The sequence below is a fragment of the Ruegeria sp. YTSC106 genome, assembly GCF_059609765.1.
The window spans coordinates 28757-54237 of the sequence record NZ_JBXWMI010000018.1 but is presented as its reverse complement, the minus strand read 5'-3'; the positions used below and the strand labels follow the sequence as shown (position 1 = coordinate 54237).

21 protein-coding genes are annotated in these 25481 nt (G+C 53.9%); 9 read left to right on the top strand and 12 right to left on the bottom strand.

Annotated elements, in window-relative coordinates:
- Positions 1–117: 117 nt before the first annotated feature.
- Positions 118–1743 (top strand): L,D-transpeptidase family protein, encoded by a 1626-nt coding sequence (locus tag AC2FEB_RS19850; protein ID WP_496884329.1) that lies wholly within the window; start codon positions 118–120, stop codon positions 1741–1743.
- Between the two features lie 601 nt (positions 1744–2344).
- Here the strand turns inward: AC2FEB_RS19850 and AC2FEB_RS19845 are convergent.
- From AC2FEB_RS19845 to AC2FEB_RS19835, 3 genes are all read right to left on the bottom strand, one after another.
- Entirely contained in the window at positions 2345–2977 is a 633-nt protein-coding gene (locus AC2FEB_RS19845; RefSeq protein WP_496676220.1) for an amidohydrolase family protein, read from the bottom strand.
- A gap of 62 nt (positions 2978–3039) precedes the next feature.
- A complete protein-coding gene (locus tag AC2FEB_RS19840) occupies positions 3040–3465 on the bottom strand; it encodes a hypothetical protein (RefSeq protein ID WP_496676218.1) in 426 nt (141 codons plus the stop codon).
- Positions 3466–3593: 128 nt separating this feature from the next.
- On the bottom strand, positions 3594–4211 hold the full coding sequence (locus AC2FEB_RS19835; RefSeq protein WP_117869960.1) for a response regulator: 618 nt from the start codon (positions 4209–4211) through the stop codon (positions 3594–3596).
- 155 nt (positions 4212–4366) lie between these two features.
- Between AC2FEB_RS19835 and AC2FEB_RS19830 the strand changes: the two genes are divergently transcribed.
- The 6 genes from AC2FEB_RS19830 (at position 4367) to AC2FEB_RS19805 (ending at position 13424) form a co-directional block, all read left to right on the top strand.
- A complete protein-coding gene (locus tag AC2FEB_RS19830) occupies positions 4367–4861 on the top strand; it encodes a putative pterin-binding protein (protein ID WP_496676215.1) in 495 nt (164 codons plus the stop codon).
- A gap of 43 nt (positions 4862–4904) precedes the next feature.
- Entirely contained in the window at positions 4905–7442 is a 2538-nt protein-coding gene (locus AC2FEB_RS19825) for a hybrid sensor histidine kinase/response regulator (protein ID WP_496884328.1), read from the top strand.
- Between the two features lie 151 nt (positions 7443–7593).
- A complete protein-coding gene (locus AC2FEB_RS19820) occupies positions 7594–8814 on the top strand; it encodes an NAD-dependent epimerase/dehydratase family protein (RefSeq protein ID WP_496676211.1) in 1221 nt (406 codons plus the stop codon).
- Positions 8815–8833: 19 nt separating this feature from the next.
- Entirely contained in the window at positions 8834–10447 is a 1614-nt protein-coding gene (locus AC2FEB_RS19815; protein ID WP_162896815.1) for a cellulose biosynthesis cyclic di-GMP-binding regulatory protein BcsB, read from the top strand.
- The gene (locus AC2FEB_RS19810) at positions 10444–12279 is read left to right on the top strand and encodes a glycosyltransferase family 2 protein (protein ID WP_496676207.1); all 1836 of its coding nucleotides are present in this window, start codon (positions 10444–10446) and stop codon (positions 12277–12279) included. The genes AC2FEB_RS19815 and AC2FEB_RS19810 overlap by 4 nt, the downstream gene beginning before the upstream one ends.
- Before the next feature lie 71 nt (positions 12280–12350).
- A complete protein-coding gene (locus tag AC2FEB_RS19805; RefSeq protein ID WP_496676205.1) occupies positions 12351–13424 on the top strand; it encodes a tetratricopeptide repeat protein in 1074 nt (357 codons plus the stop codon).
- Between the two features lie 431 nt (positions 13425–13855).
- On the opposite strand, the gene AC2FEB_RS19800 is transcribed toward AC2FEB_RS19805, so the two are convergent.
- From AC2FEB_RS19800 to AC2FEB_RS19780, 5 genes are all read right to left on the bottom strand, one after another.
- Positions 13856–15256, bottom strand: coding sequence for a TRAP transporter large permease (locus AC2FEB_RS19800; RefSeq protein ID WP_117869967.1), 1401 nt, complete (start codon positions 15254–15256; stop codon positions 13856–13858).
- An 11-nt stretch (positions 15257–15267) separates the two neighbouring features.
- Positions 15268–15900 carry a TRAP transporter small permease subunit gene (locus tag AC2FEB_RS19795; RefSeq protein WP_117869968.1) on the bottom strand — a complete coding sequence of 211 codons (633 nt, stop codon included), beginning with the start codon at positions 15898–15900 and terminating at the stop codon, positions 15268–15270.
- A 68-nt stretch (positions 15901–15968) separates the two neighbouring features.
- Positions 15969–16979 carry a TRAP transporter substrate-binding protein DctP gene (gene dctP / locus AC2FEB_RS19790; protein ID WP_117869969.1) on the bottom strand — a complete coding sequence of 337 codons (1011 nt, stop codon included), beginning with the start codon at positions 16977–16979 and terminating at the stop codon, positions 15969–15971.
- Between the two features lie 125 nt (positions 16980–17104).
- Positions 17105–18445: a sigma-54-dependent transcriptional regulator gene (locus AC2FEB_RS19785; protein WP_117869970.1), complete on the bottom strand. Its 1341-nt coding sequence runs from the start codon at positions 18443–18445 to the stop codon at positions 17105–17107.
- Positions 18442–20439: a sensor histidine kinase gene (locus AC2FEB_RS19780; RefSeq protein ID WP_496761400.1), complete on the bottom strand. Its 1998-nt coding sequence runs from the start codon at positions 20437–20439 to the stop codon at positions 18442–18444. The genes AC2FEB_RS19785 and AC2FEB_RS19780 overlap by 4 nt, the downstream gene beginning before the upstream one ends.
- A gap of 102 nt (positions 20440–20541) precedes the next feature.
- Between AC2FEB_RS19780 and AC2FEB_RS19775 the strand changes: the two genes are divergently transcribed.
- Entirely contained in the window at positions 20542–21468 is a 927-nt protein-coding gene (locus AC2FEB_RS19775; RefSeq protein WP_496884327.1) for a DMT family transporter, read from the top strand.
- Positions 21469–22119: 651 nt separating this feature from the next.
- Here AC2FEB_RS19775 and AC2FEB_RS19770 read toward each other — a convergent pair.
- From AC2FEB_RS19770 to AC2FEB_RS19760, 3 genes are all read right to left on the bottom strand, one after another.
- Positions 22120–22506, bottom strand: coding sequence for a YybH family protein (locus AC2FEB_RS19770; protein WP_117869974.1), 387 nt, complete (start codon positions 22504–22506; stop codon positions 22120–22122).
- A 25-nt stretch (positions 22507–22531) separates the two neighbouring features.
- Positions 22532–22966: a hypothetical protein gene (locus tag AC2FEB_RS19765; protein ID WP_496884326.1), complete on the bottom strand. Its 435-nt coding sequence runs from the start codon at positions 22964–22966 to the stop codon at positions 22532–22534.
- A 72-nt stretch (positions 22967–23038) separates the two neighbouring features.
- Positions 23039–23425, bottom strand: coding sequence for a YybH family protein (locus AC2FEB_RS19760; RefSeq protein ID WP_117869978.1), 387 nt, complete (start codon positions 23423–23425; stop codon positions 23039–23041).
- Positions 23426–23572: 147 nt separating this feature from the next.
- Here AC2FEB_RS19760 and AC2FEB_RS19755 point away from each other — a divergent pair, with 147 nt between their 5' ends.
- On the top strand, positions 23573–24475 hold the full coding sequence (locus AC2FEB_RS19755) for a LysR family transcriptional regulator (protein ID WP_117869980.1): 903 nt from the start codon (positions 23573–23575) through the stop codon (positions 24473–24475).
- A 25-nt stretch (positions 24476–24500) separates the two neighbouring features.
- Here AC2FEB_RS19755 and AC2FEB_RS19750 read toward each other — a convergent pair whose 3' ends face one another.
- Positions 24501–25415, bottom strand: a complete 915-nt coding sequence (locus tag AC2FEB_RS19750) for a LysR family transcriptional regulator (protein ID WP_117869982.1) — start codon at positions 25413–25415, stop codon at positions 24501–24503.
- Between the last annotated feature and the right edge of the window lie 66 nt (positions 25416–25481).

Below are 25481 nucleotides of genomic sequence, written 5' to 3'. Positions count from 1 at the left end.
CGAACCATCCAATCAAATGGCAATAAAAAAATCATAAACTACGATTTGATTATACATTATGTATGAGTATCCTCCCACATAGAGACAGCATATAGCGCGAAGCCGCAGGAGGTATTGGTGGGTCACGTTAAGTCGTTAGTCGCGATTTCGCTAACTGCATTGGCAATAATCTTCCCCAACCCAAGCGTCGCAAACGAGATCTCACAGCAGATTGCTGCTCTACTCGATGCAAAGTTGGGCGTGAGTAGCACGCTGCCTGACAGCAAGAGCTTGGATGCTGAAATCCTAGTGCCGCGTTTTTACGAAGAGAGGGACTTCACTCCTGCGTGGAAACGCGATGTATTGTCGGACGAACTCTTTGATGAGTTGGATAGAGCAATAGAACAGGGATTCAGACCAGATGACTTTGACTTAGCGGAGCTTCAAGCCGCATTTAAGGCCGCCCAAAGTGGGGATGTCTCCAATCAAGCAATGTTCGATATTCTGGCAACTGACGCTGCAGTGAAACTGGTTCATCATTTGGTGTTTGGGAAAGTCGACCCAAATGCACTGGACGACGATTGGAACTTCTCAAAACCGGTAATTCAACAAGACCCAGCCGTTGTCCTGAATCAGTTTCTTCAAGGTGAAGGTTTTAGCGCGTTAATCGAACGCATCGATATCGACAATGCGCAGTATACGATGCTTGTCGAAGCACTGAGTAAGTATAGGGCCATTGCTTTACAGGGCGGTTGGACCAATGTTCCGGATGACACCGTTCTTAAACCAGAAATGGTAGATCCTGCCCTCGCTAAGCTGCGCGAAAGGTTGGCGGCAGAAGGCTACGTTGAATCAAGCGGTTCTTCTGAAGACGGCGAAAACGGCATAGACCCATCTTGGGTTTACGACGATAACTTGGTGAAATTAGTCAAATCCTTTCAGAGTCGACATGGATTAGAAGCCGATGGGGTCATCGGCGGTAAGACGTTCGCATCGCTCAACAAACCGGTAGAGGATCGCATAAACAAGCTGCGTCTCAGCTTGGAACGTGGCCGCTGGCTTATGCGGGAAGTCGACGACGAATTCGTGCTGGTGAACATTGCAGGAGCCCGCACATATTTGGTCACATCGGATGGCACGCTTTGGACCACTAGGTCAATCACAGGGTCAGCCTACCGAAAGACCCCGGTGTTCCGAGATGAAATTGAGTACATGGAATTCAATCCCACCTGGACCGTTCCCGCCTCGATTTTTCGTAAAGACAAACTTTCGCGCATCCGCAAGGATCCAGCCTATCTGACACGCAACAACTATGTCGTTCGGAACAAGGATGGCCAGACAATCCCCGCAAACGCTGTAAACTGGGGGGCGAAGAACCCCGGCGTGACCTTGGTTCAGCAGCCGGGCCCAGACAATGCGCTGGGTTTGGTTAAGTTCATGTTTCCAAACAAGTACGCTGTATACTTGCACGACACAAATGACAAAACCCTTTTTGACCGAAACGAGAGAAACCTCAGTTCCGGCTGCGTTCGTCTTGAATATCCATTCGAGTTCGCGAGCCTTCTGATGGAGGGAGAGCCAGATTGGAGTCGACAGAAGATGCAGTCCATTTTGGATAGCGGAAAGACAACGCGCGTTGATCTACCTGAGCCAATGCCGGTTCTTTTGACATACTGGACAGCGTGGGTCGAAGACGGGGTCGTTCATTTCCGCGAGGACCCATACGAACGGGATGCTCGTATCCTGGCAGCATTGGACCGATGAGCAAAAAATACGCGGCGCGCGAGAATCAAATTATGTGCCCATCTAGTCCAGCAGATTGGCAAACGCCGAATTGCAGATAGACAAAACGGCGTAGGCGACGACAGAGGGATTCCATGCGCGGCAATGCTTCTTTTTCTATGTCACAAGGCTTTGTCAGCACCAGCCTTCTGGAGTTGGCAGGGCTTGGTATTTTCCCTTGGCTTTTTTCAGAGGAACTCCGCCAAGGTTACACGGACATAACATGCGTTGTGGCTCCAATTAACATCGAAGCCAGCCGGGTAATGGCACGGTCCAAACCGGGCCAACGCGAATCTTCCAGCCGGCGCAACCTGTCTTGCTCCTGCTGCGCGCTGGCTGATCCCGGACCACCCAACGATACCTGGGCTGGGCCTCCAGTTTCGCCTGAGCAGAATTTTCCTGGTCATCAGCAGCACCGCCAGATAATGCAAAGGCGCTCAATAATGCAGTGGCAAGGGTCGGTCGTGGTGGAAAGTACGATCTCTGGTGCGACAAACCTCCAATCACTTTACATCTTCCACAGCCTTAATTTCGTAAACACGTTCCAGCGCCACAGCCATGTCGGAGCTGCTCATCAATTCGACTAGCTGAGGTTCCGGCGCGCGGCCGTACTGATTTCGTCTACGCGGTCCGCAAAGACCGCGAGATTGAGTTCTTCCACCTGTGCGACGGGGCCACCTTCAGCCTGGGCACGAGGGCTGCGCCAGTCCGTGTGACCAGATTGTGGGCCGATGCACGCACCGCTCGAGTAAATCCGTGGCCCGACAAGGATATCCTGATCGATCAGCTTTTTCATCGCATCGCCTTGGCCACAGGAATCGCGAACCGTTGTGTATCCATCTATAAGGTAGTCACGCGCGTTTGCGACCGCCATCGAGCCGACGCCGTCCCAATTCGCATATTCCGCGCCGCCAAAGCTTGTGAATAGACCGGTAAGGTTCAGGCGGACGTGGCTGTCGATCAGCCCGGGCATCAATGTGCGACCACCTCCATCCACAACCGTCGCGCCAGGCGCGTCGATGGCCTCGGTGGTAACTTCTTTGATCAAGTTGCCTTCAACCAGAACGCTGGCGTTCTCGATCCGCGCCTCCTTTACTCCGTCAAAGACATGGACGTTGGTGAACAGGGTTTGCGGCAGCGTATCCTGTGCAAACTTGGCAGTGGCCGTGCAAAATACCGGGCTCGCGACGGCAGCCGTCTTTGTCGAAATACTCATGTCCTTCTCTCCCTTAGAATTTAGTGCGCCGGGTGCCGAGGTAAGTTCACCCCACGCGACACTCAGTCGAGTGTGTTCTTGTAGATCACGCCATCTTTCATGATCAGATCGAAGTTGTTCTCGTAGTCCGTCATGATCAGGGCATCCTCGACCGGGTTTCCGTCGACCAGCAGAATGTCGGCATAGGCACCTTCGGCAATCACGCCCAACGGACCCTCGGGATAGGGATTGAGTCTACCCGACAAGGCCAACAACTCACCGGCCTTCGAAGTCGCCTGGACCAGCACTTCGTAGGACGACCATTCCTCGAGGCGGTACTTGAATTCATCGTTCTGTTTGGTGAGTGCCGTAGGGTCCCCGATAATCTCGGTGGCAAAGGCGACCTTTTCGATGCCGGACTCTTTCAGAAGTTCTATCTGGTTTCTGGCTCCAGCCTGAGTATCCCTCTTAACTGATGCTGCTGACCGCTTCAGTGATCGTAGAGCCAAAGCTCGAAAGCTATTTAGACTCCGCGCGCAACACAGGGCACTTTTAGTGGAATGAGAAATTCGCCATGCAACCAAATGAGCGTTCGAAGCAGAAACAATAAAAGCTGTTGTGACGTTTGTTCCGCAGTTTAGAACAACTGCTTCTCTTTTGCCAGTAGTGCGGCTTGCGTTCGATTGGAAACGCCCAGTTTTGCCAGCACGTTTTTTACATGCAGCTTTACCGTGACCTCTTGGATTTCCAGATTTCGAGCAATTTCTTTGTTGGAAAGGCCGTTGCAGAGCTGTTCCAGCGTTTGCATCTCCCGGCCGGACAGGGTGGCAAAAACGCCAGATGACTCCACTGGCTCATCTGCTTGTCCGAAATCAAAGGGAAAATACCGTTCGCCTGACAGTACAAACTTGATGGCGTTGACTAGCGACACGGCTTTCAACGACTTGGGAATAAACCCGTTTGCACCGTTCTCCATTGCCTTGTTGGCAACCTCTCGGTTAGCGACACCTGACATCAGTGCAACCTTAGTCGCAGGAAAGGCCTGACGGGCGCGACTGAGGCCATTCAGGCCGTCCATTCCCGGCATGTGATAGTCGAGGATCAGCAGATCGATGGAATCCAGACCGCGCATCAATTCCAACGCTTCTTCCAAATTGGCAGCGGTTTGGACTTTGAAGTCGTCTACGGTTTCCAGATAGGCCGCGATTGTATCGCGGACCAGATCATGGTCGTCAGCTAAGAGGATATTAGGCATGTCCACAGTGTCCTTACGCTGAACGCATTCACAACCAAAAAATCAGGCCAAAACATGACAGAACTATACTTTGGTATAGTTGCCTATGCCAATGCTCTGATGACCGTGGGGGATCAATAGTTATAACCCAGTTTACCTGACCCGGAGTCTATTCAATGGCACAAAAACACTACTCGCGGATTTACATCGTGCTGTTCATGCTATTGCTGAGTTTAGTCACTCCGGCTACAGCTCGGGCAGAGATGACGTTGGAAGTAACAACGTCAGGCTCTAACTCCGCATCCGTCGAATTCAGCCTTCAAGATCTTGACGCAATGGACCAGGTGACATTCAGCACCTCAACGATCTGGACAGATGATGAAGTTACGTTCTCGGGAGTGCCGTTAAAAGCCCTGCTTACCGAATTGAACACGGACGGCACCAGTATCGAGATGGTGGCCTTAAACGACTACAAGGTCACGATGCCGCTGGCGGAACTTGAAAACGACGCTCCGATCATAGCCACTCGCATGGATGGCGAGACGATGTCTGTTAGGGACAAGGGGCCGTATTGGGTTGTTTTCCCATACGATCAGGATCCCAAATACCGGGCTGAAACGATCTACACGTTCAGCATTTGGCAGCTTAAGCATTTGAAAGTCGTAGATTAACACGCTGAGTGTGCTTACGGTGACCTCAAACAGGAGGTTGTAATTGAAGCCCGAGTTGAACCGATACCGTCTCTTGGTATTGGCAGGCATCTGCCTGTTGATCATCTTGTTCGCAACAATGGTTTCGAACCTGTTAACACAGGTACGCGACTTGTCGAGCGCTGATGAAGACAACATTCAGTGGAGCATTTCGCAGCTTGACATCGAGTTTGCGAACCTCGACGCCGTTCTAACCGAGCAAATTGCTGCACAAACAGGTTTCTCTGACCAATTACAGTTGCGTGCAGATATTGCCTTAAGTCGCTTGCACGTTGTCAATTCTGGGCGGGCCCGCGAAATTTATGGTGACAGCAGCGAAGCGGCGGAATTGATTGAGCAAATCGAGGTCTTTGCGGACGATACCGTTGCAATTTTGGATTCGTCAGAGCCACTGGACGAAACCGATCTACTTGAACTGAAACGCTTGGTTAGTGACGTTCGCCCTGTTGTTCGAGAGCTTGCATTGCTGGGCGTCCGGATAGTCGCCGAACGTTCCGAAAACCGGCGCGCTGAATTGGCCGGCCTGTTGTCTCGAACCGGGGGAATTGCAGTCGGTTTACTGATCCTTATGGCACTCTTGTTACTTTTCATGGATCGACTTTTGCAGCGCTCCGTTCGCAGGGACGCGGCACTATCTGCTTCGTCAAAGCAACTTGCATCGACCGTCGCTGCATCACTAGATGCGATTGTAACTTCAGATAGCTCGGGACGTATTATCGAATTCAACGCTTCGGCCGAGCGCGTTTTTGGTTGGGCTCGAGACGAAATTGTTGGGTTGACGATGGAGGACACCTTCATCCCTCAGCGTATGCGCGATGCGCACCACAATGGCATGAAACGTTACCTAGAAACGGGCGCGCCACGTGTCGTTGATGCCGGCCGTGTTGAGCTTGCCGCTTTGCGCAAAAGTGGCGAAGAGTTCCCAGTCGAATTAAACGTTACAACCACTCATGATGGTGATGACATCAAGTTCATTGCCTACATCCGTGACATCAGCGAGCGTAAGATCAACGAGCAGAAGCTGATTGATGCCCGGGACCGAGCAGAGAGGACGGACAAGGCCAAGTCACAATTCATGACAGTGATGAGCCACGAAATGCGCACCCCCCTGAACGGTATCCTGGGCGTGCTTGATCTGCTTAAGACTACCCCCCTAAACGACCAACAGGCTCGCTATGCCCGCATTGCAACATCTTCCAGCGAGGTTTTGCTGGAACATGTGAACGAAGCACTCGACATCACTCGTATTGAGACGGGCAATCTTCAACTGAACTCCGAAGCCTTTGATCTAAAAGAGCTAATGCAAGCGTTGGTCGAATTGTTTGAACCACTCGCCAATGAGAAAAATTTGGCTGTGAGACTCGACATAAACCCAGCAATGCAAGGGCCATATCACGGTGATTCCGGGAGAATTCGCCAGGTACTTACCAATTTGATCGGAAACGCAATCAAGTTCACTGAAGATGGAGACGTCACTTTACGCGTCAGCGGCATTCATGGTCTCGAAACCTCTTCACTTCGTTTTGAAGTGGTCGATACCGGCATCGGAATTCCCGCCGAACTGCACGAACAGGTGTTTGAGGATTTTATTGCCCTCGCGAATAGCGAAGGTCGCCAGGCTCGTGGGGATGGTTTGGGTTTGTCCATTTCTCGTCGCATCGCGCGGGCGATGGGCGGGGATGTGTCCCTAAAAAGTGTCGAAGGTGCGGGATCGGTGTTCATCTTAACTTTGCCTTTAAGACGCACGGAACCTGAGACGCGAGACGACAGTGACAATCTGGCCCAAAACGCCAAGCAAGCGCCCTCATGCAATATCCTTATTGTCGAAGATAACAGCATCAACCGCAGTGTCCTGTGCGACATGCTAATGACGATGGGACACACTGTACGCGAGGCTGTTAACGGCGAAGATTGCCTACAAAAGGCCAAGAACGAGGTGTTCGATATCATCTTGATGGACATCAGCATGCCAGTCATGGACGGGATTGAAGCGACCGAACGCTTACGCCGCAGTAACGGGACAAACGCCGGGACACATATTGTCGGATTAACAGCCCATGGGCGCGAAGAATACCGTGAAAGATCTGTAGCTGCGGGCATGGATCGCTTTCATACCAAGCCCATCAGGTTGGAGGCACTGCACAATATCGTTGCAGAAGTCACTTCAAAGCACTTGTCCAAACCGGACTCGGAACATTTTCCCGAAGCGCTTGCTGAGATGATCGAATTGTTGGGCAGTGACAAGGTCGCAACCATCGCGGAAGAATTTCTGGCAGAGGTGGCTGAATTTACGGCGGACCTTCGCGCGGCGAGCGACCCGCCCGATATGCTGGCTATCGCTGAAGCAGCCCATAGAGCCAAGGGCGCCGCATCTCTTCTGGGACAGATAGAACTGCGCGATGCTTTGGAAAAGCTGGAAAACAACGCGCGCGATAGAAAACTCAGGGCACTTCAGACATGGGCCGATAGACTTGACGACGAGGCAGTAACATCCAAATCGGTATTTGATGGGGCCATCAACCGCCACGCCAACACCCCATAGGCCTATCCGCTCTACCCGTTGGGATAGCTGCCCCAGCCTTAATCCCCCCAATCTATACTCTCGCACCCCGGCACGTTTTGCTCCGGGCCTCTACACCTGAATTCATCTTGAAAAGGGTCGCCTGGAGGGGCCCGCGTAGAGGAACATCAAAATGAAATATTCAAAAACCATCATAGTGGTCGGTGGCGACGGATTCTGTGGCTGGCCAACGGCGCTCCACCTATCAAAGCTGGGTCATAACATTACTATCGTCGACAACATGTCGCGCCGTGGAATTGATGCGGCGTTGGGCGCTGACAGCCTGACGCCGATTGCCTCCATGGATGATCGACTGGCCGCATGGAAAGAGCATTCAGGCAATACCATTGCATTTGAGAACATCGACATTGCGGAAGATTTTGACGCAGTCACCACTTTGCTGGACACGATCAAACCAGACACCATTGTGCATTTTGGCGAGCAGCGCGCTGCCCCTTATTCGATGAAGGGTGTCGTTGAAAAGCGCTACACTGTCGACAACAACATTTCGGGCACTCACAACCTACTGGCGGCATCGGTCGCATTGGGTTTGGACCCACACTTTGTCCACCTCGGCACTATGGGCGTCTATGGATACGATGATGACGGATTGGAAATTCCTGAAGGTTACTTGCCGGTCTATGTGCCTGGTGATGACAAGCAGATCACGAAGCGTGATATCTTGTACCCGACCAACCCCGGCAGCGTGTACCATCTGACGAAATCCATGGATCAGCTGCTGTTCCAGTTCTACGCCAAGAACGATCGGCTGCGGATCACCGACCTGCACCAAGGTATCGTTTGGGGAACTCAGACGGACGAAACCAAACTGGACGAACGCCTTATCAACCGCTTCGACTATGACGGGGATTATGGAACCGTATTGAACCGTTTCTTGATGCAGGCCGTTGTTGGCCACCCGCTGACGGTGCACGGAACAGGTGGCCAGACACGGGCGTTCATCCACATTCAGGACACGGTGAAGTGCCTTGCCCTGGCCGTTGAAAATCCGCCTGAAAAGGACGGCAAAGTTGCGATCCTGAACCAAATGACCGAAACGCATACCGTGCGCGAGCTAGCCAAACTGGTTTCTGATGTTTCCGGCGCTCAGATCGCCAACGTAGACAACCCGCGCAACGAAGCTGCTGAAAACGATCTGCGTGTTTCGAACAAAACTTTTCTCTCTCTGGGTCTGAAGCCCATCACGCTGGCCGAAGGGTTGATCGAAGAAACACAAAAGATTGCCGCAAAATATGCGGACCGGTGCATTCACAAGATGATCCCTTGTGTATCCACCTGGACCCACAAGCAACGTCCAGGCATCGTCTCTCCAAAGCCACGCAAGGTGGCCTGACAACTTCGCACCGCTCGCGTTGGACCTGCTTGGAGGTGGGCCTAACGCGGTCGGTTTTTATAACCATAAAATTACAGTGAAAAACATGCGCATGATTGGCATTGGGCTCATGGGATTTCTCTTGGCAGGCATAGCCCTCCTGCTATCGACAATGAACATTCTGGAACAAGGAAAACGCTACATCCATGAAGTAACGTCCGGCCCGCAATTGGTGTTTGAGCACCGTACACCCGCCAAAGCACAAGACTTGTACGAAGCAGTGATATTGCGCGCCGATCCCGACAATCCAGTCATTTTATCCGGTTTTCCCGCCTACCAGAGCGTCGCATTCATGATGCCAGTGGATGCACGCCCGACGTCTGGATACCTCCAAATCGATGCAACGTCTCAGGTTCTGGTTGGGGTTGAAGGGGTGCTACGCATCTCAATCAATAATACCCGTCGAGGCGAGATGCTGCTGCGTTCAGGCGAGGTGGGACGTTCCCTGCAAATTCCTCTTTCACAGGCGGACTTTGCAGGGAACCAACTGGTCGTTTCTTTCTCGCTGCAGGGCACTGGCCCTCAAATCCAGTGTGGTTCGCAGGATGGTTTTGAAGCCGTTGTTGAGATTGAAACGACCAGTGCCGTTTTTTTGACGCTGGATCGACCACTGCACAGTGTACGCGATCAGGTACATGCCTGGGGTAATGTCGTGCGCGTTGCATGGCCCGACTGGCTGAAAAAAGACGAACAGCTTCGCCGCTTGGTGTTGGCAACCCAGTTCCAGCGACGGGGCCTTGCAACCGTGTTTGCTCCGTCCTCACAAGAACCAGCTCTAAATACCCTCGAGCTACGCGCGGCACTTCCAGCCTTTCCTGAAACCGATGTAAGCGCGCAAACGGTAGGCGCGTTGGCGCAAAAGGGAACGAATGGCGGTTTGCGTCGCTTTTACAGACAAGCTGTATGGCGTGAGCGGTTCGAACTGGGAGGCCACAGCAGACAGTACATACCCAGCCAGTTGGACCTTCGCATGCAGCTTGGGCACCTCATGCATGGTCAGAATTGGTCGCTCACCGTAACGCTGAACAACCGGCTTGTTTTTCAAGAGCATACCAATGGGTCTGACGCCGAGTACCAAACGTTAATTGACCTCCCGGTTGATATTCAGGTCGCCACAAATACGCTCGAAGTAGTGGCGACAACGACCGCTCCGAAAGACGGCGTGTGTGATCAGGGTCCTGAACTGGTGGCGGAGTTACTACCTCATTCCCGTTTGATCGTTAGTGACACACCCTTTGCCAACGCAATGTCCGAATTACACACTGCTTTGCACAGTGTTGGACCGGTCAACGTTGCCATGACTTCAGAACTGACCGCGCTGGACGCTGCCGCGGCAAGCCGCATGTTGGATCTGGTGGTACCTGCCGGCGTTGAACTCAAACCGGCTGCAAGGAAGGTTCACATCAATGTTCTGGGCCCAGGTCACCCTGCCCCGCTTTTACCTAATGGTGGCACCACCTGGTTAGTCACGCAAGTCAGTGCCACCCAAGGCTTGTCCGTTAGAAAACTACTACCGAACGAACCACTGTCGCATGTCGGTCTTGCACTGCTGGTGACGCCCGCCGCCCCGGTATTACCGGAGGCAAAAGGATGAGTGACCTTGATGACAGGCGCGAACAGATCAACTTTGTCTCGGTCGACAGCGCACCTAAACGTTTTGCCGGATCGGTTTCTGAATGGCAGGCACCCAAGATGCTGGCGGTGTTTGCGCTGCTTGCCACAACACAACTTTGGATCGTGAACACTGATTTTGTCGCACAGGTATTTCCAAACCGTGACTATGTGTTTTCGGCCCATTCGGGGCGGCACGCCATTGCGATTCGGATCTTCCTGATCTCGTTCTTTGTTGCTTTTGCTGCATTCAGCTCCGGCGATTTCCGTGGGCGTTCGATGTTCGGCCTCGATCTGGTACTGACCTTTCTGGCAGGCTGCGCAGTATTCGATTTGGCAAATGTCATGGCAGAAGACATACTCGGATCATCCTTCTCCCTGCATTTCAGTGCCATTGCGTCTGGGCTGTTCGGCTTTGCGGTGTATTCGTTCAAACTGCTGGAGCGTGGTTTCATGCCGGCCCGCATCCGGGTCGAGCATATCCCAGTTAGTCAGATGCGTGCTTTATTGCGCCTTGGCGTCACAATTGGCATCGCGGCAGTAGTCGCGATGTGGGTTGGTGGTATGGAACTGCATGCGGTCGAAGTGATGCGCAACTTGACTCTGCTAGGCGGCATTGGTCCGGGTGTGTTCCTGTTCCTGCCCGTGCTTTTTGGGCAGCTCTATCTGCTTGCGATCTACGATGTGGTGACTGCCAAGACGCCCAAGTTCAATCCACCCGTTTCGGTCATCGTGCCTGCGCACAATGAATCCTACATCATCAAAGATACAATCAACGCGATGGACCGCGCCGCCCACCACTATGGTGGCGAAGTTAACGTTCTAATCATGAACAACAATTCGACCGACGACACAGAAGAAATCGCGCGCGAGACACTCTTGTCATGCAAGGCCGCAAAGGGGCGCGTAATCAATGTTCCGAAGCCCGGCAAATCTAACGCTCTCAACGCAGGTCTTGATGCCTGCGAGACCGAGTTTCTTGTGCGTGTCGATGCCGACACTCTTGTGGGCGAAGATAACTTTTCCCGAGCTATGCCATACTTCACCGATCCCTCCGTAGGTGTTGTAGGCGGCGTGCCTGTACCACCAGGTGGAGCCCTTTTTGACCGGGCGCGCCTGTTGGAAGTTCTCGTGAAACACGGCTTCTACTCAGTTGCCATGGGGGCAGTGAATGGAGTTGTGGGTATACCGGGCATGTTCGTTGTCTACCGCACGCATCATCCACGCTACCTGGGCGGGTTTGTTGAAGGGATGAATGGCGAAGACACCGATATTTCGCTGCGTATTGGCGAGCTGGGTTTCCACTCGGTTGTCGATCCCAAGATCCGCTACATTTCCGAAGTGCCGTCAACCTACAGCCACATGCGCGAGCAACGCATGCGGTGGTTCCGCTCAATCTATCACATCTCGTCGCGCTGTCGGGACCTGATCTATGGACCAAACGTGACGTTGAGGGGGAAGGTTATCCTGCCCTACATGCTGGTAAACTCCGCACGCCGCGCGATGCTTGTCCCTCTGATAATTTTTGGGGCCTTAGAGTGGGGCGTCGCGTTTAACGAAAATACCCCTATCGTATGGCAATCCATCGTGGCCGTGACCACAGGTGCGCCTGCGATCGTGGCAGTGGTTGCTTCACTGCTAAACGGTGTGCCGCGCGGCATCCTTGCGCTACCAGAATACCTGATCTTTCGGGTCTTGCGGGCCTATTTCACTCTCGAATCTATGCTCAGCATTCTGATCGACATCCGTGCCGAAAACCTTGAGCTCGCAATCCGACGCGACATCGTTCCCGACAAGCCCAAACGCGTAGCATGATGACGACATTTCATTCACTGCCACAAAAGATTGGCCGACACAAACTATGGGATTAAGTAGAGGAGCGTAAAATGAGACAAATAGCTTTGGCTGCTACCTTAGCTTTGACTTTGGCAAATGTGGGCGCTGCTCAGGAACAACGCTTACAATTCAAGGCCATTATCAAGCAGGAGCAGGCCGATCCAGTTGCGGCACATGCCGCAATGACGTCTTTGGCAGAAAGTGGGTACGTTCCAGCAATCGATCGGGTCGGATACTATTTCCGAAATGGGATCGGCTCGCAAAAAGATCTAAAAGCAGCGCGTCAATGGTATGCGAGCGCCGTCGATGCTGGTCACCCTTGGTCCACTGCATCTCTGGCACGAGTTGAAATGGAGATGGGACGGGGTGACGTTGCATTGGAGCTCCTCCGGGCTGGCGCCCGCGACAACCAACCCGGCGCAGAACGGCTTTTGGCAACGGCACACATTGATCGAAAGTTGGGCGCCGCTTCAGACGTCAAACAAGGACGAGCGATCTTGGAGCGTATGGCGGAGAGCGGTGATCAAAATGCGGCACGCGATTTAGTGGTGCGCATAAACTGGAAACGTTTAAGAGGACCGGCGCCCGATACAGCCGTAGAGCAAGTTGTGCGTGCAGGCCTTGGGGGTGACGCGAGGTACGCCGCAGTTGCACTGGTCTATCTGTCTTCGCAGCCTGATAGAAGCGAAGAGGCTGTTCAAACGCGCGCCATGCTCGCGGAAGTTCCAGGCATTTCTGATCGGGTGTTGTCGCCAGAGCTGATTAAGCTTGCTGCAGAAATACGTCCCACTCAATTTTGGTTGGAAGTCGAAGATATTCTTGAAAACACTCAACCAGAAAACTACGCCAAGGCAGCAAGCACGGCCTTTTGGATCAACAAGAATGCGTGGGTTCGCGTGTTACAGAAAGAACTTCGCGCATTCGGTTATTATCAAGGTCGGATCGATGGGATGATGAACACACTTACAATCATGGCTCAAAACCGTTTTTGCAGGGATCGCGAGCTTTGGTCAATTTGCGCATCAGGTCCACTGCGCGGAGCAACCGTACGGACCATGGCAAGTGAAATTGCAAAGGAAAAGCATAGCAGCAAAATTGACAATATTGCGCATCCGGGTTCGTGAAGTGAGGCGGAGCAAATGGAAGGTTTTAGACATTCAGGTACGGACTTTTGCGATCCGACTGAAAAGTTCCCAGCGCGCACCTCGTTTTGGCCTCAGAGAAACACAAATACTTGGTGTTTCACTTTGTCGCTACTAGCCATCAACGTCGCTGAAGCGGTTTTATGTGAAGCGATCTTTGGTTGAGTGATGGCCCTTCAGTGGAACAAGTACGAAAGGCTGCCTCGCGGACAGAGCCGGCATTGGCAATTCCGCCTTGGCTGACGCTGCATCGCTTTGCAATTGCAGCGAGTCTTTTACCGCGACGCAAACCAGGCTTAGTAAGCTGTCATTGGTCCAGTTCGTATTCGGAACGCCAACTGCTAGCATGACCATTTTCGGATGCAAGAAAGCTCCAACCTATCCATCGCCGTTGGACCCATCGGAAAACCACTTCAAACCTGTCCGGGAAGCCACAGAACGATAGCAGGGAAAGCAACAAGCATCGCAATGGTCGCAGCATCCGCGAGAAAGAAAGGCGTTACACCTTTAAAAACATCCTGAACGCTTAGGTCATCACGCACGCCAGCCACTACAAAGCAATTCAGCCCGATGGGTGGGGTAATCAGACAGAACTCGGCCATTTTTACGACCAGAATACCGAACCAAATGGCACACATCGGTCCAGACATACCGAAGGTACTGTCAGCTGCGCTTACGGCCTCGCCACCATTCAGCGCCATAACCGCGGGATAAACAACCGGCAACGTCAGCAACAACATTCCAATCGCATCCATGAACATGCCCAGAACGGCATAAGCCAGAAGGATGCAGATCAGGATCAGCATTGGCGACATCTCGAGCGAGGTGATCCAGTCGGAGAACGCGATGGGCAACTCTGCAAAACCCAAGAACCGAACGTAAACCAACACGCCCCAGATGATGGTAAAGATCATGACGCTCAGCTTGGCCGTCTCCAGCAACGCGTCTTTAAGTTCGGACCAGCGCATGCCCTGATATAGCGCCATCAGAAAGACAACGAAGGCACCGATTGCGCCACCCTCGGTTGGCGTGCCCCAAGCATCGCCTCCGAATGGGTTGTAGACAAAGAAGATGATGGTAACGACGACAAACAAGATAGGCAGTGCGGGCGGAAGAGACATGAAACGCTCTTTCCATGTAAAGCCTGAGACTGCGGGACCAAAGTCTTTGATCACGACGGCCATACCAATGATCAGCAAACCATAGATCACAGCCGAGAACATGCCCGGGATGAATCCGGCTAACAGCAGTTTGCCCACGTCCTGTTCCACAATGATCGCGTAGATGACCAGAATGGCCGAGGGAGGGATGAGCGAGGCCAGCGTACCGCCTGCCGCCACGACACCCGCAGCAAAGCGTTTGTCATAGCCGATCTTCAGCATCTCGGGGATGGCGATGCGAGCGAAAACGGCGGATGTGGCAACCGAGGCTCCGGACACTGCAGCGAACCCGGCGGTCGCGAAGACAGTCGAAACCGCCAACCCGCCCGGGACCCATGCCAGCCAACGCTTCGCGGCTTCGAACAGTGCTTTGGTCAGGCCCGCGTAGTAGGCAAGGTAGCCAATCAGGATAAAGGTCGGGATAAGGCTCAACGCCTGGCTTGAAATCTTGGAGTGCGGCACCTGCCCCGCTGTTTTGACGGCCACAGTCACAGCCTTGCCGAAACGCGCCGGGTCGTACCCAAACTTGGCCCAGAAGATCCAGATCAGACCAACCATGCCAGCTGTCGCGGCGGCAAAGGCCACGCGCATCCCCAACACCACAATAACAAGCATACCGCCCGAGACGATCAGACCAATATCAATGGGTTCCATCAGATTTAACCTCAGTTGTCGTGGCCCGAGACGTGCTCGGCTTCCATTGCAGCTTGAGTGGCTGCATCGGCTATTAGCGGGACGGCAATAGGTGCCTGATCCGGGTGCCTGATCGCGCGACCGTAGGCCCAGATCTGTAGAGCAAGCCTTAGGCAAAGCACGCTAAAGGCGACGGGGGCCAACAGCTTTGCGGGCCACAGCGGGATACCTATGTCGATGGAGCTGTCGCGGCTCCAGAGTGGAGCACCAAAGTCAAAGCTGCGTGCGAAATGCGCCCAGCTCCCCCAAATCAGCAAGACGATCAGCGCCAGAATGACAGTGGTTGTGACGAACTCAACGATATAGAGCGTCCGGCCTCTAAGCGCTCCAACAACCATGTCCATTCGGATATGACCGCCATCACGCTGCGCATAGGAAATCCCCATGAAGGCGATCAACGGCATGGCCTGCTCGATCCAGTCAACGTAACCGGGAAGTGGCGCATTGGCGAAATTCCGACCACCAACGGAGACTACGGCCATGACCATCAGCGAGAAAACTGCGAGGCCGCTGATCAGGGCCAGAAAGCTTTCCAGTTTGTAGAGATGTTGATCGAGAATGCTGAGACGGCTGTCGTCGGACAGCACCAGGGATGACCCGGCCATCGTTTTACTCCGCTGTCAGGAAAGAAAGAACCCGACGCCAATCAAGCCGACGCCGGGTTGTGAGTGGATTAGCTGCCGTTTGCGATCTTCCCAGTCACAAGGTCATAGAGTTCTTGTGCTGGTAGGCCACGCTGGGTGTTTTCTGCAATCCAGGCCTCGGCCGCGGGGGCGGCAGCGGCTTCTCTGAACGCTGCGATTTCTTCGTCGCTGAAAGTGACCCGTTCGATGCCGCGTTGATCCAACTCAGGGCCCCACGCTTCCATCGTTTTGGTCTGGTAGTGGCTCACGTAGTGATCCAATGCCTCATCCACCGATCCCAGCAGAGCTTCGCGGTGTTCGTCAGATAGATCTTCCAGTGCCAGCGTGTTCACCACGACAGGGCAGTTGACGGTGCCGGGATTGAGGTTCGTCGTCCACCACGTGCCATTTTCAATGGTGCCAAAGGACATATGCGCGTGTGGCGCAAAGCTGACCGCTTTGACGATGCCGCTGTCCATTGCCTGACGCACTTCGGATGCAGACATCGAGGTCGGAACTGCTCCAACCGTCTCCATCGCTTTACCGATGCCGCCAGTCGCCCGAACGCTCAGACCTTCGAAATCGGTTAGGGATTTGGGTGCTTCACCAACGCCGACAAGGTTGTACTGCGGCAGCGGCGACGGCATCAGGAGCGTAGCATCCCAGCGGGCCAGATCCTCGACAACGGCAGGGTGTTGGTAGACAGCCATCGACAGGTCAACCTCTTGGTCCAGCGATGTCACACCCAGAAACGGCAGTTCCAGAACGGTGATCGAGGGGTTTTTGTCGCGATGATAGCCAGCGCAGAACTGGGCCATTTCAAACGCACCGATCGAAATCCCATCAAGATTTTCTTTGTTCTTCGACAGACCGCCATAGCTGATGTTGAGTGTGAATTCGCCGCCCGTCTTTTCGTTCACCAATTCGGCAAGTTTCTCGACGTGTTCGGTAAAGGCGCGACGTTTGCCCCACAGGGAAACGTTCCATTCGACAGCCAGTGCTTCGGATGCAACGGTCAGCGACAGGGCGGCAATGGCCGCCCGGTTAAGATGTTTGCGCATAATGGCTCCTCCCAGATCATGCAATGTGTTTGGGCAGAGTATTCAGGATGCGCAGCAGCCTGCCTATGAAGGAAAATGCGCGTGAAGTTTCGGAGTCCCTGCGGATATCCGCAGAGTGGTTTCTCCTACAACAGCGCCTCTTTATCGAGACCGAGTTTGACGATCTTTTCGTTGAGTGTCCGGCGGCCAATCCCAAGCGCTTCGGCGGCGGCATCCATACGGCCTTTATGCGCCTTTATGGCTTTGCCGATGAGCTCGCGTTCAAAAGCGGCAACCGCTTCGCGCAGCGTATCCGGCACTTCATCGAAGTTCTGATCGCTTTGGATAGCCTGCACCACCGACCCTCCTCCGCGTCGGGCCGCCAAAATGCGCCGTTCGCAGACATGGCGCAATTCACGTACATTCCCGGGCCAGTCATGTGCTAGCAGAGCGGCCAAATCGTCCTGATCGAGTTCTGGCGAGTCTATCTCATAAACCTGCGCGTATTCGTTCAGGAAATGCGTTGCCAACAGAACAAGATCATCCCGTCTTTGACGCAAAGGAGGTAAAGACAGGACAACGGTATTCAATCGAAACAAAAGGTCCTGACGCAGGCGACCTTCCGCGGCTGCCAGTACAACATCTTCGTTGGTTGCTGACACGACCCTGAAGCTTACTGGCACTGGCGACACAGCCCCCACCGGCAGCACCTGCTGATCTTCGATGACCCTTAACAGCTTGGCCTGCGCTGCAGGCGTGCATGAGCAGATTTCATCCAGAAACAAGGTCCCGCCCGATGCCGCCACAAGCCTTCCGTCGGATTCACCTGCGACGCCGAACATTTCCGCTTCAAACGTATCGGCCGACAACGCGGCGCAATTCAGCGCTAAAAACGGTGCCTCCGGCGAGCGGCCCAAATCATGTAAAGCATGAGCAACCAGCTCTTTCCCGGTGCCCGTATCCCCCTGCAACAAAACCGCAACCGAGGTATCAGCAAGATCAAGTACATCTTGTCGCAAGTCTGTGATGGCGTCTGTTTGGCCCAGCAGGATGCGGTCAAGGCCTGACAGTTTGAACAGCCGGTCTTTGAGGCGGGCATTGATTCTTCGCATTCGGTTTTGTTCAGCCGCGTGCCTCAGCACCGTAAGCAATCGCCGTGGCTCATATGGCTTTTCGATGAACCCATACGCCCCGTCCTGTATAGCCTGAACCGCCATCGGGATGTCACCATGTGCCGAAATCAATACCACCGGAGGTGCCACTTGCCTGTCCAGGGTGGCCAGCAATTCAAGTCCCGACATGCCGGGCATACGCACATCCGACAAAATGACATCGGGCGAGGCGTTGGCCAGATGTTCCGTCACCTGGGTCGCACGTGGCAAGGCGCTGACAGTCCAGTCGGCGGCTTCGAGCAATTCGACAAGAGATTGTCGCAGAGATTTGTCATCATCAACGACCAGAACTTTAAACGGTTGCCGCTGGGTCATTCGTTCGTTTCTTCAGTAATAGAGGCCATCGGGAAGGTGACACGAAAAACTGTTCCGCCGCCATCACGATTTCGGGCCGTCATCGTGCCATCGTGATCTTTGACAATGCTGGTGGAAATGGCCAGTCCCAAGCCCATGCCTCGCCCGCTCTCTTTTGTGGTTACAAATGGCTCTTGCAACTCAGCCAGCGTTGCCTCGCCCAACCCGTGACCGTTGTCCTGAATTTCCAACACTGCCTCATCATCAGATGCCATGATAGCGATTTGAATTTCAGGCGCATCCGCTTCATCCGTTGCATCTATGGCATTGCGCAAAAGATTGGTGATGACCTGTTCGATCCGCAGGGCACTGCCCCGGATAAAGACCGGATCGGTCGGCGCATCAACTGAGATTTTCACTTTGCCCTGCTCGATGTTTGGCGCAACCAGAGCCAAAGCGGCATTGACCGAAGTGCATAAGTCTACGTCGTCAAACGCCTCACTCTCTGAGCGCGCGAAGAACCGCAATTGGCGCGTGATCCCTTCCATCCTGTCGACTAGACTTCCAATTTTTTGCGGCAGCTTGGACTCACCGGAAGATGAGATCTCTTCTGCCACCAGGTGATTGCGCATCGCAGCGATGGGCTGGCCCAGTTCATGCGTGACCGACGCGGATAATTGCCCCAGAGCCGCCAATCGGCTTGCGCGCTCCAACTCGCCTTGGGTGCGTTTGAGGCTCCGCTCGGCTTTCTTGCGGTCGTCGATTTCGATAGCGAGCCTTTCATTTGCCTCCCGCAGCTTTGCTTCTTCCTCTTCCGACCGCTCCAAGGCCGCGCTTACGCGCCTTGCGCGTTGTATCTGGAAAAAGATAAATGCGAGCCCCGCCAAAAGGACAAAGACTGCAGTTACAAGCCAACTACGTGCTACGGCCTGATCGTCACTTGCAAAATAGTGAAGCGACCAGCCATGGGGTAAATCCGTAGCTGCAAGGTGCAGGCGCTTTGTACCAGCAATTCTGGCCTGTTCTCCCGGCAACTCAACCCAATCCAACACATCTAAGTCTTGCCCCGGAAACTGCCTGGCATCTCGAATCCGTTCTTGCTGAGTTTCTGACAATGGCGTCATCGCGCGATATTGCCAATCCGAGTTCGAAGAAAGCAAAACGACGCCGTCTTCATTGGCCAAAAGAACCTGCTCGCCCGAGTTTTTCCAGCTTTCCTGAAGGTTGGAAAAATCAATCTTAATAGCAACGACGCCAGCTGGTTTTCCTGCTTCGCCACGCACCGCATTGGCAATGAAATAACCCGGCAATCCTGTTGTTGTCCCTATCGCGTAAAACCGCCCCTGGTCGCCGGAGAGAGCCATTTGGAAATATGGGCGGAACGCGTAATTCTGTCCTACAAAACTTCCGGCCTCACGGTAGTTGGAAGCCGATATCGTTATACCATTCCGATCCATCAGATAAATCGCGTCCAGGCCTGCTTGCGCTGCAAAATCCTCGAATCTCTGATTGAGAATTCCGGTACTGTCACCTTGCGCAGTTCCGATTACAAATGGGTCTTGCGCCATTACGTATGTGAGATGCGAAAAGCGCTCCAGCTCAGCGGTGACCGAACTTTGATAAAGAGAAAGCCGTCCCTGTGCTTTCGAAAGCTCTTCCGAAAGGAAATACCTGTAAGATGACAGGTAAAGGCCGGTGCTGGCGACAACTGCAGTAACCAGGATCGCAATATGTGACGATGACCGCATTAAGCACCCTTTGATCCCATAAGATAGGAACATAGTAGCTTGGGATAGTCTATCCCACACGCTGGGCGTGAGCGTAAGACACTGCTGCGTTGTGAATGAACGGCCAGTTTTCAGCCGCGTTACGGAGTTTGATTTTCTGCGCCAGCAACATCTGTCGCACTTTGCACGCGCGCAGCATGAAACTAATATGACTGAAATGGGCTCACTGTCGGCATTCTCTGCGGTGGGCGTCGATTGGCGGTAAGAGCCCTTACCTGCCTTTTCCAAGCTACTTGACCGCTGCGGGTGCATGCGTCCTGTAAGCGGGCAAAGTTGCCGTACATTTGTCTTGACGAGGTCACCCGCAATGTAGCGTGTTAGTTGTCAGCAATGAACCAACTAACCTCAGCCAAGCGGAACGCCATACCCTATGCCCTTGCGGTCGTTGGTGTGCTTTTTGCATCCATCTGTTTTGGCCTTGTACCCTACTTTAGCCGTGGGCTCACCGATCAGGGCCTCGCTCCCTATGCGGTTGCCTTTTATCGGTACATCTTGGCAGCGGTTGTCCTTTTGCCCGCACTTGTAATGCATCGCTCGAAGTGGCGGGAAATCGTCTGGGGCATGGTTGCAGGCGCAGTGATGGGTCTTGGCTGGGTCGGCTATGTTACCGCTCTTGAGACTGTTCCTGCATCGACGGTTGGTGTTCTCTACATGACCTATCCGGTGTTTACGATTGCTATCGCATGGGCGCTTTTTGGTGATCAACCAACACGGCGTAGCCTTATTGCGGCTGGATTGATCGTTGTTGCTGCGATATCCGCAGGTTCTCCGGCATCTGTGCCTCCAGACCAAATTCCAATCCTGCTCGTCTCATTAGCGGCACCTTTCGGTTTTGGCTTCGGCATATGTGTTCTCGTGCACCGCCTGTCACGTATTGCGCCTTTAGCCAGAATGGCGTCAGTCTCGCTTGGGTCAGTCATTGGCCTTGCCCCTCTCATTCTTTCATCCGAGGTCGGCGAAATCCTACCAGAAAGTGGGGACGACTGGTTTCTAGTTGTCGGATTTGGCCTTGTAACGGCGCTTATTCCGCAACTGATTTACACGATCTGCTCGCCTATTATTGGGGCAGCGCGCACTGCTGTAGTTGGAAGTATTGAACTACCCACGATGTTTGCTGTTGGCGTTCTTGCATTCGGTGAAGTAATCACGGGTGTACAGGCACTGGCCTGCGCGCTGGTTTTGGGTGCGATAGCTCTCACTCAAAGTCGGTCAATTCAAACTGTGACGACCGTGATCAGCAAGGAGCCTGAGAGGTAGCTTTGGTCTCGTTGCCGACTTTCTCTACGGCGATTTTGGACAAGCAGATTGAGCTCTTTGCAGACCACCGCTAGCACGACTGATTTTGCCAGCGCAGCACGTCGAGAACCGCAGAAACCGGACATTGGATTTCCTAGGCGGGATTGGTGGTCAGCAGGACATTGCTGCCGTTTGCTTCCGAGGATATTGCTGACGCAGCATTTGCTCGCACTTGCAGCACGGTCATCTTTGCACTGCGCCGAGGTCACTAGAGCGGCCATTGTAAACTGGTCTAAGCCGTCAAATCCAAACTGCTCTTTGGCTCTTTCGCTGTTTGGTTGAGCAGTTTTCGAGACGCGGATCTAGGCGACGCGGAAACTTTGAACTTCGCTGACGCCGCATCATTTCGCGGTCGCAGCTTTGCTACTATTGCTTCGCAAAGTGAGTTAGCAATGCTTTTGTTTGATGATATCGATTTGCGCCGATTTGAATTCGCTCTTTCGCTTTCTCGCACACATGTCAACGGAGCGCCGGTATATCCGGCGCGAAATCCCACATGTAATGCGCGGGCGTCACGTCGACCTTTGCCCGAATCCCGATCTGTTTTGCAATCCCACCCAGCGATCATGAGAGCGTCCGGTAGCCGTGGGACGCCCTCAAATGCTCGTGCGATCAGGCAAGGCTTGGAGGACCGTTAGGGCAGTCGATCAGATACCCCCAACCGCCGTTTTCCAGCTTTTTGGCAACTTCGGTGGATTGGCCTTCGGCCATCACATTACCGTCCGGGGCAATAACGCGCCAGTTTGCGCGCAGCAGAGCGACATCGCCACTAATGGCCTCGCAGAACACCTCGCTTTTGATCTGAGGGCGGATGTCCAAGAATCCTTCAAAGGCTTTGCGAGCCCCTTCCAACCCTGTCAGGGGCGGCTGGTCGGGTGGAAAGAAGATCTGGCAATCTGGATGGAACATTGAGGTGATGCCATCCAGATCACCTTCTTGCAAATAAGCGCTGACGCAATCAGCGATTTCACCGGGGTGATGGGCGATACGTTGTGTCATGTCGTTGCTTTCAGATTAGAGGTGATCAGAAATCGAATGGGCCTGCCGCGCGTAGAGCATCGGGAAACCATGTTTCCTGAATGTGCAGCCAAGTCACCGGGTCGGTCATTTTCATCAAGACGCTGGACACACGCGCGTTTTTCTTTTCGACTGACAACGCGGCACCTATCTGCCACTCGGTATATGTTACCATCACCAGATCACCGATTTCATGCCGGATGGTGACGTCGCGGATTTGGATGCGGAAGTCCTTGTTCGAGCCATACCCGCGGTCGAACCCGCCCTTGAGCATGTCGCTTGTCATGATGTGTCCTTCGGGCGGGATGAAGACGACATTTTCATCCAAGCGTGACAAGAACCGTGGCTCCAGTTGGTCGCGCTCTACGGTTCCGTTGAACCACTCGGTAAAGAAGTCGTGCAAATCGACGATTTCCTTTGTGACAATCTGAAGTGTTTTCATCTCGAACTCCTGGGGTCTTGGTTTTTCCTGAAAGAGGTCCGGTCGCGCCAGATCAGGCGCGGCGGCGACGGCCTAGGCCGGGCCGTTGTTGTCGATGTCGAGGAACATCTTCCACGCTCCGTTTTCGTCGCGCTTGTACCCAAGCACCAAGCGGCCCTCAGGCTTCTTGACCTCGCCTGTGTCGCGCATCTTCATCGTGCCGTAGAAACGGCCGGACACGATGGCTGTGTCACCGTAGACCTGCAGATCTTCGATGTCATAACCAGAGGTGATTTCTGCGGCGGCAATACGCGGGTTGTATTTGTCGCGAATCGCTTGCGTGCCGATTGTTACGGGCTGGCGTTCGTTCACCGTCATCACATCAGGATGGCATGAAGCCACCATCCGTTCGGTGTCACCACTGTCAAGGCCATTGTTCCATTCGCCGATGGCGGCTTGGATTTCTTCACGTTCGGTCATTGTCTTGCTCCTTGGGTTGTTGATTGAAGAACCGGTTATCGACCTGATCTTCGTTGCCACATTTTTGCGTCTTGCTGAGTATGTATGGCGCTGCTAACGTTAGAATAACCCCACTTCATCCTGACAGTGCGATCGGAAAAGCGAACAATGGCCCGTAGTAGCTTTGGTGACATTCGTGTATTTGTCGAAGTCGCGCGCCGTGGTGGTTTCCGCGCGGCGGCCGAGCATCTTCAGCAAGCTCCGGCGTCGGTTAGTGAGGCAATCCAACGTTTTGAAGACCGTCTGGGCGTGCGGCTGTTTGAACGTTCATCACGGTCCGTCGTGCTGACACCGGTAGGCGAACAGTTCTATGTAAAAAGCCTGCCCGCCATACTTGATCTGGAAGGCGCGCTGGATGACATCCACGCGCAGAAAGATGAGGTCGCAGGCACCTTGAGGCTTTCGGCCCCTTACAGCGCTGGCCCCTTCTTTCTGGATGATCTGGTCGCGCGTTTCGCGGCTGCATTTCCAACGGTCGATGTCGAAGTGATCTATGATGATCAGAAGGTCGATCTTCTGACGTCAGGCGTCGATGCCGCCATCCGTTCAAGCACGCTACTCGGGCCAGATACTCATGCTGTTTCTGTTGGGCCAGAGCTGGAGATGACCATCGTCGCTTTGGCTGAGTACCTTGCGCAGAAGGGGACACCCGACCATCCGCGGGATATCCTAGATCACGATGCAATCTGTTATGCTTTTGGCTCGGGTGATAATCTGGCCGCGTGGGGGTTCAACGGGCCAGAGGGTATTTACACGATACAGCCAAAACCGCGTATGGTGGCAAACGATATGCGGTCGCTTCTTGCCTATGCAAAGCAAGGGCTTGGTCTTGCATATCTTTACAGAGAAATAGCTGTGCCTCATTTGGAAGAGGGTGGCCTGACCGAAGTTCTTAGCGGCCAAGTGGGACAGCTTCCGCGCTATTCTTTGAATTACCGCAGTAAGCGTAATATGACACGACGGCTCAGAGCGTTTGTCGATATGGCAAAAGCGTCTGGCAAGGCGGCGTAGCGCAGGGTTGGGGCGATTTTCCGTGTCAGCCTGGCAGTGTCGCGACGCTGTCAGAACATAAGGCCGCGTCGCCTGAGAGATGATCAATAAGCGCGCGCACCCGCGTTGTAAGGCGCCTGTTCTGCGGGAAGAGCGCGGCAACAGTATATGGCGAGACCCGGTGCTCGGCGAAAAGTTCAACCAAGTCACCGGACCTGAAGGCGTCCGCCACCGTGTAGGCGGGGCAACGTGCTATTGCAGCCCCTGTTGCGGCGAGCCGGGCTGCGGCTGCGGGCGCGTTCATGCGAAAGCGTCCGCTGACTGAGACAGCCTCTTCCTGGCCATTGATATTGAACCTCCAGACGGTGGGCTCGGTCATGTTCCCGTCGAGAATACACTCATGGGTGGCCAGCGCGCGCGGGTGGTTTGGCGTTCCGGCTTGCTCCAGATAGGCAGTTGATGCGCAGACCACCAAGGGCATGCGGCCCAGTTGCCGTACCTTGAGTGAGCTGTCTCGCATGGGGCCAATCCTGATGGCGAGGTCGAAGCCTTCTTCAATGATCGACACGCGGCGGTCAGAGAATTGCAGATTAAGTTCCACGTTGGGGTGTTTCGCCGCAAACTTTGCAAGCGACGGCGTTAGCCGCAATGCACCGAACCCGGTGGGGGCCGAAATGTGTATCGCACCACGTAGCGACGCCTGATCGTGTCTGACCCTTTCTTCCAACTCATCAAAGCCATCAAGAAGAGGTTCACACAGCGTTAGGTATGTCGCGCCGGCGTCTGTCAAAGAGACACTACGTGTGGTGCGATTGAGCAGCTGCACACCAAGCGCGTTTTCCAAGTCAGCGACGTATTTGCTGACCAAACGCGCAGATCGCCCCATGCGTTGCGCGGCAATAGTGAAAGAGGCGTTCTTGGCGACAAGCGCAAACGCCCGCATTCGGTCAATTTTATCCATCTTATTGCGCCTTCTCAGGGCTTAAACATACGCTAATTTAGACAATTATCGCTGGAATGTACAACT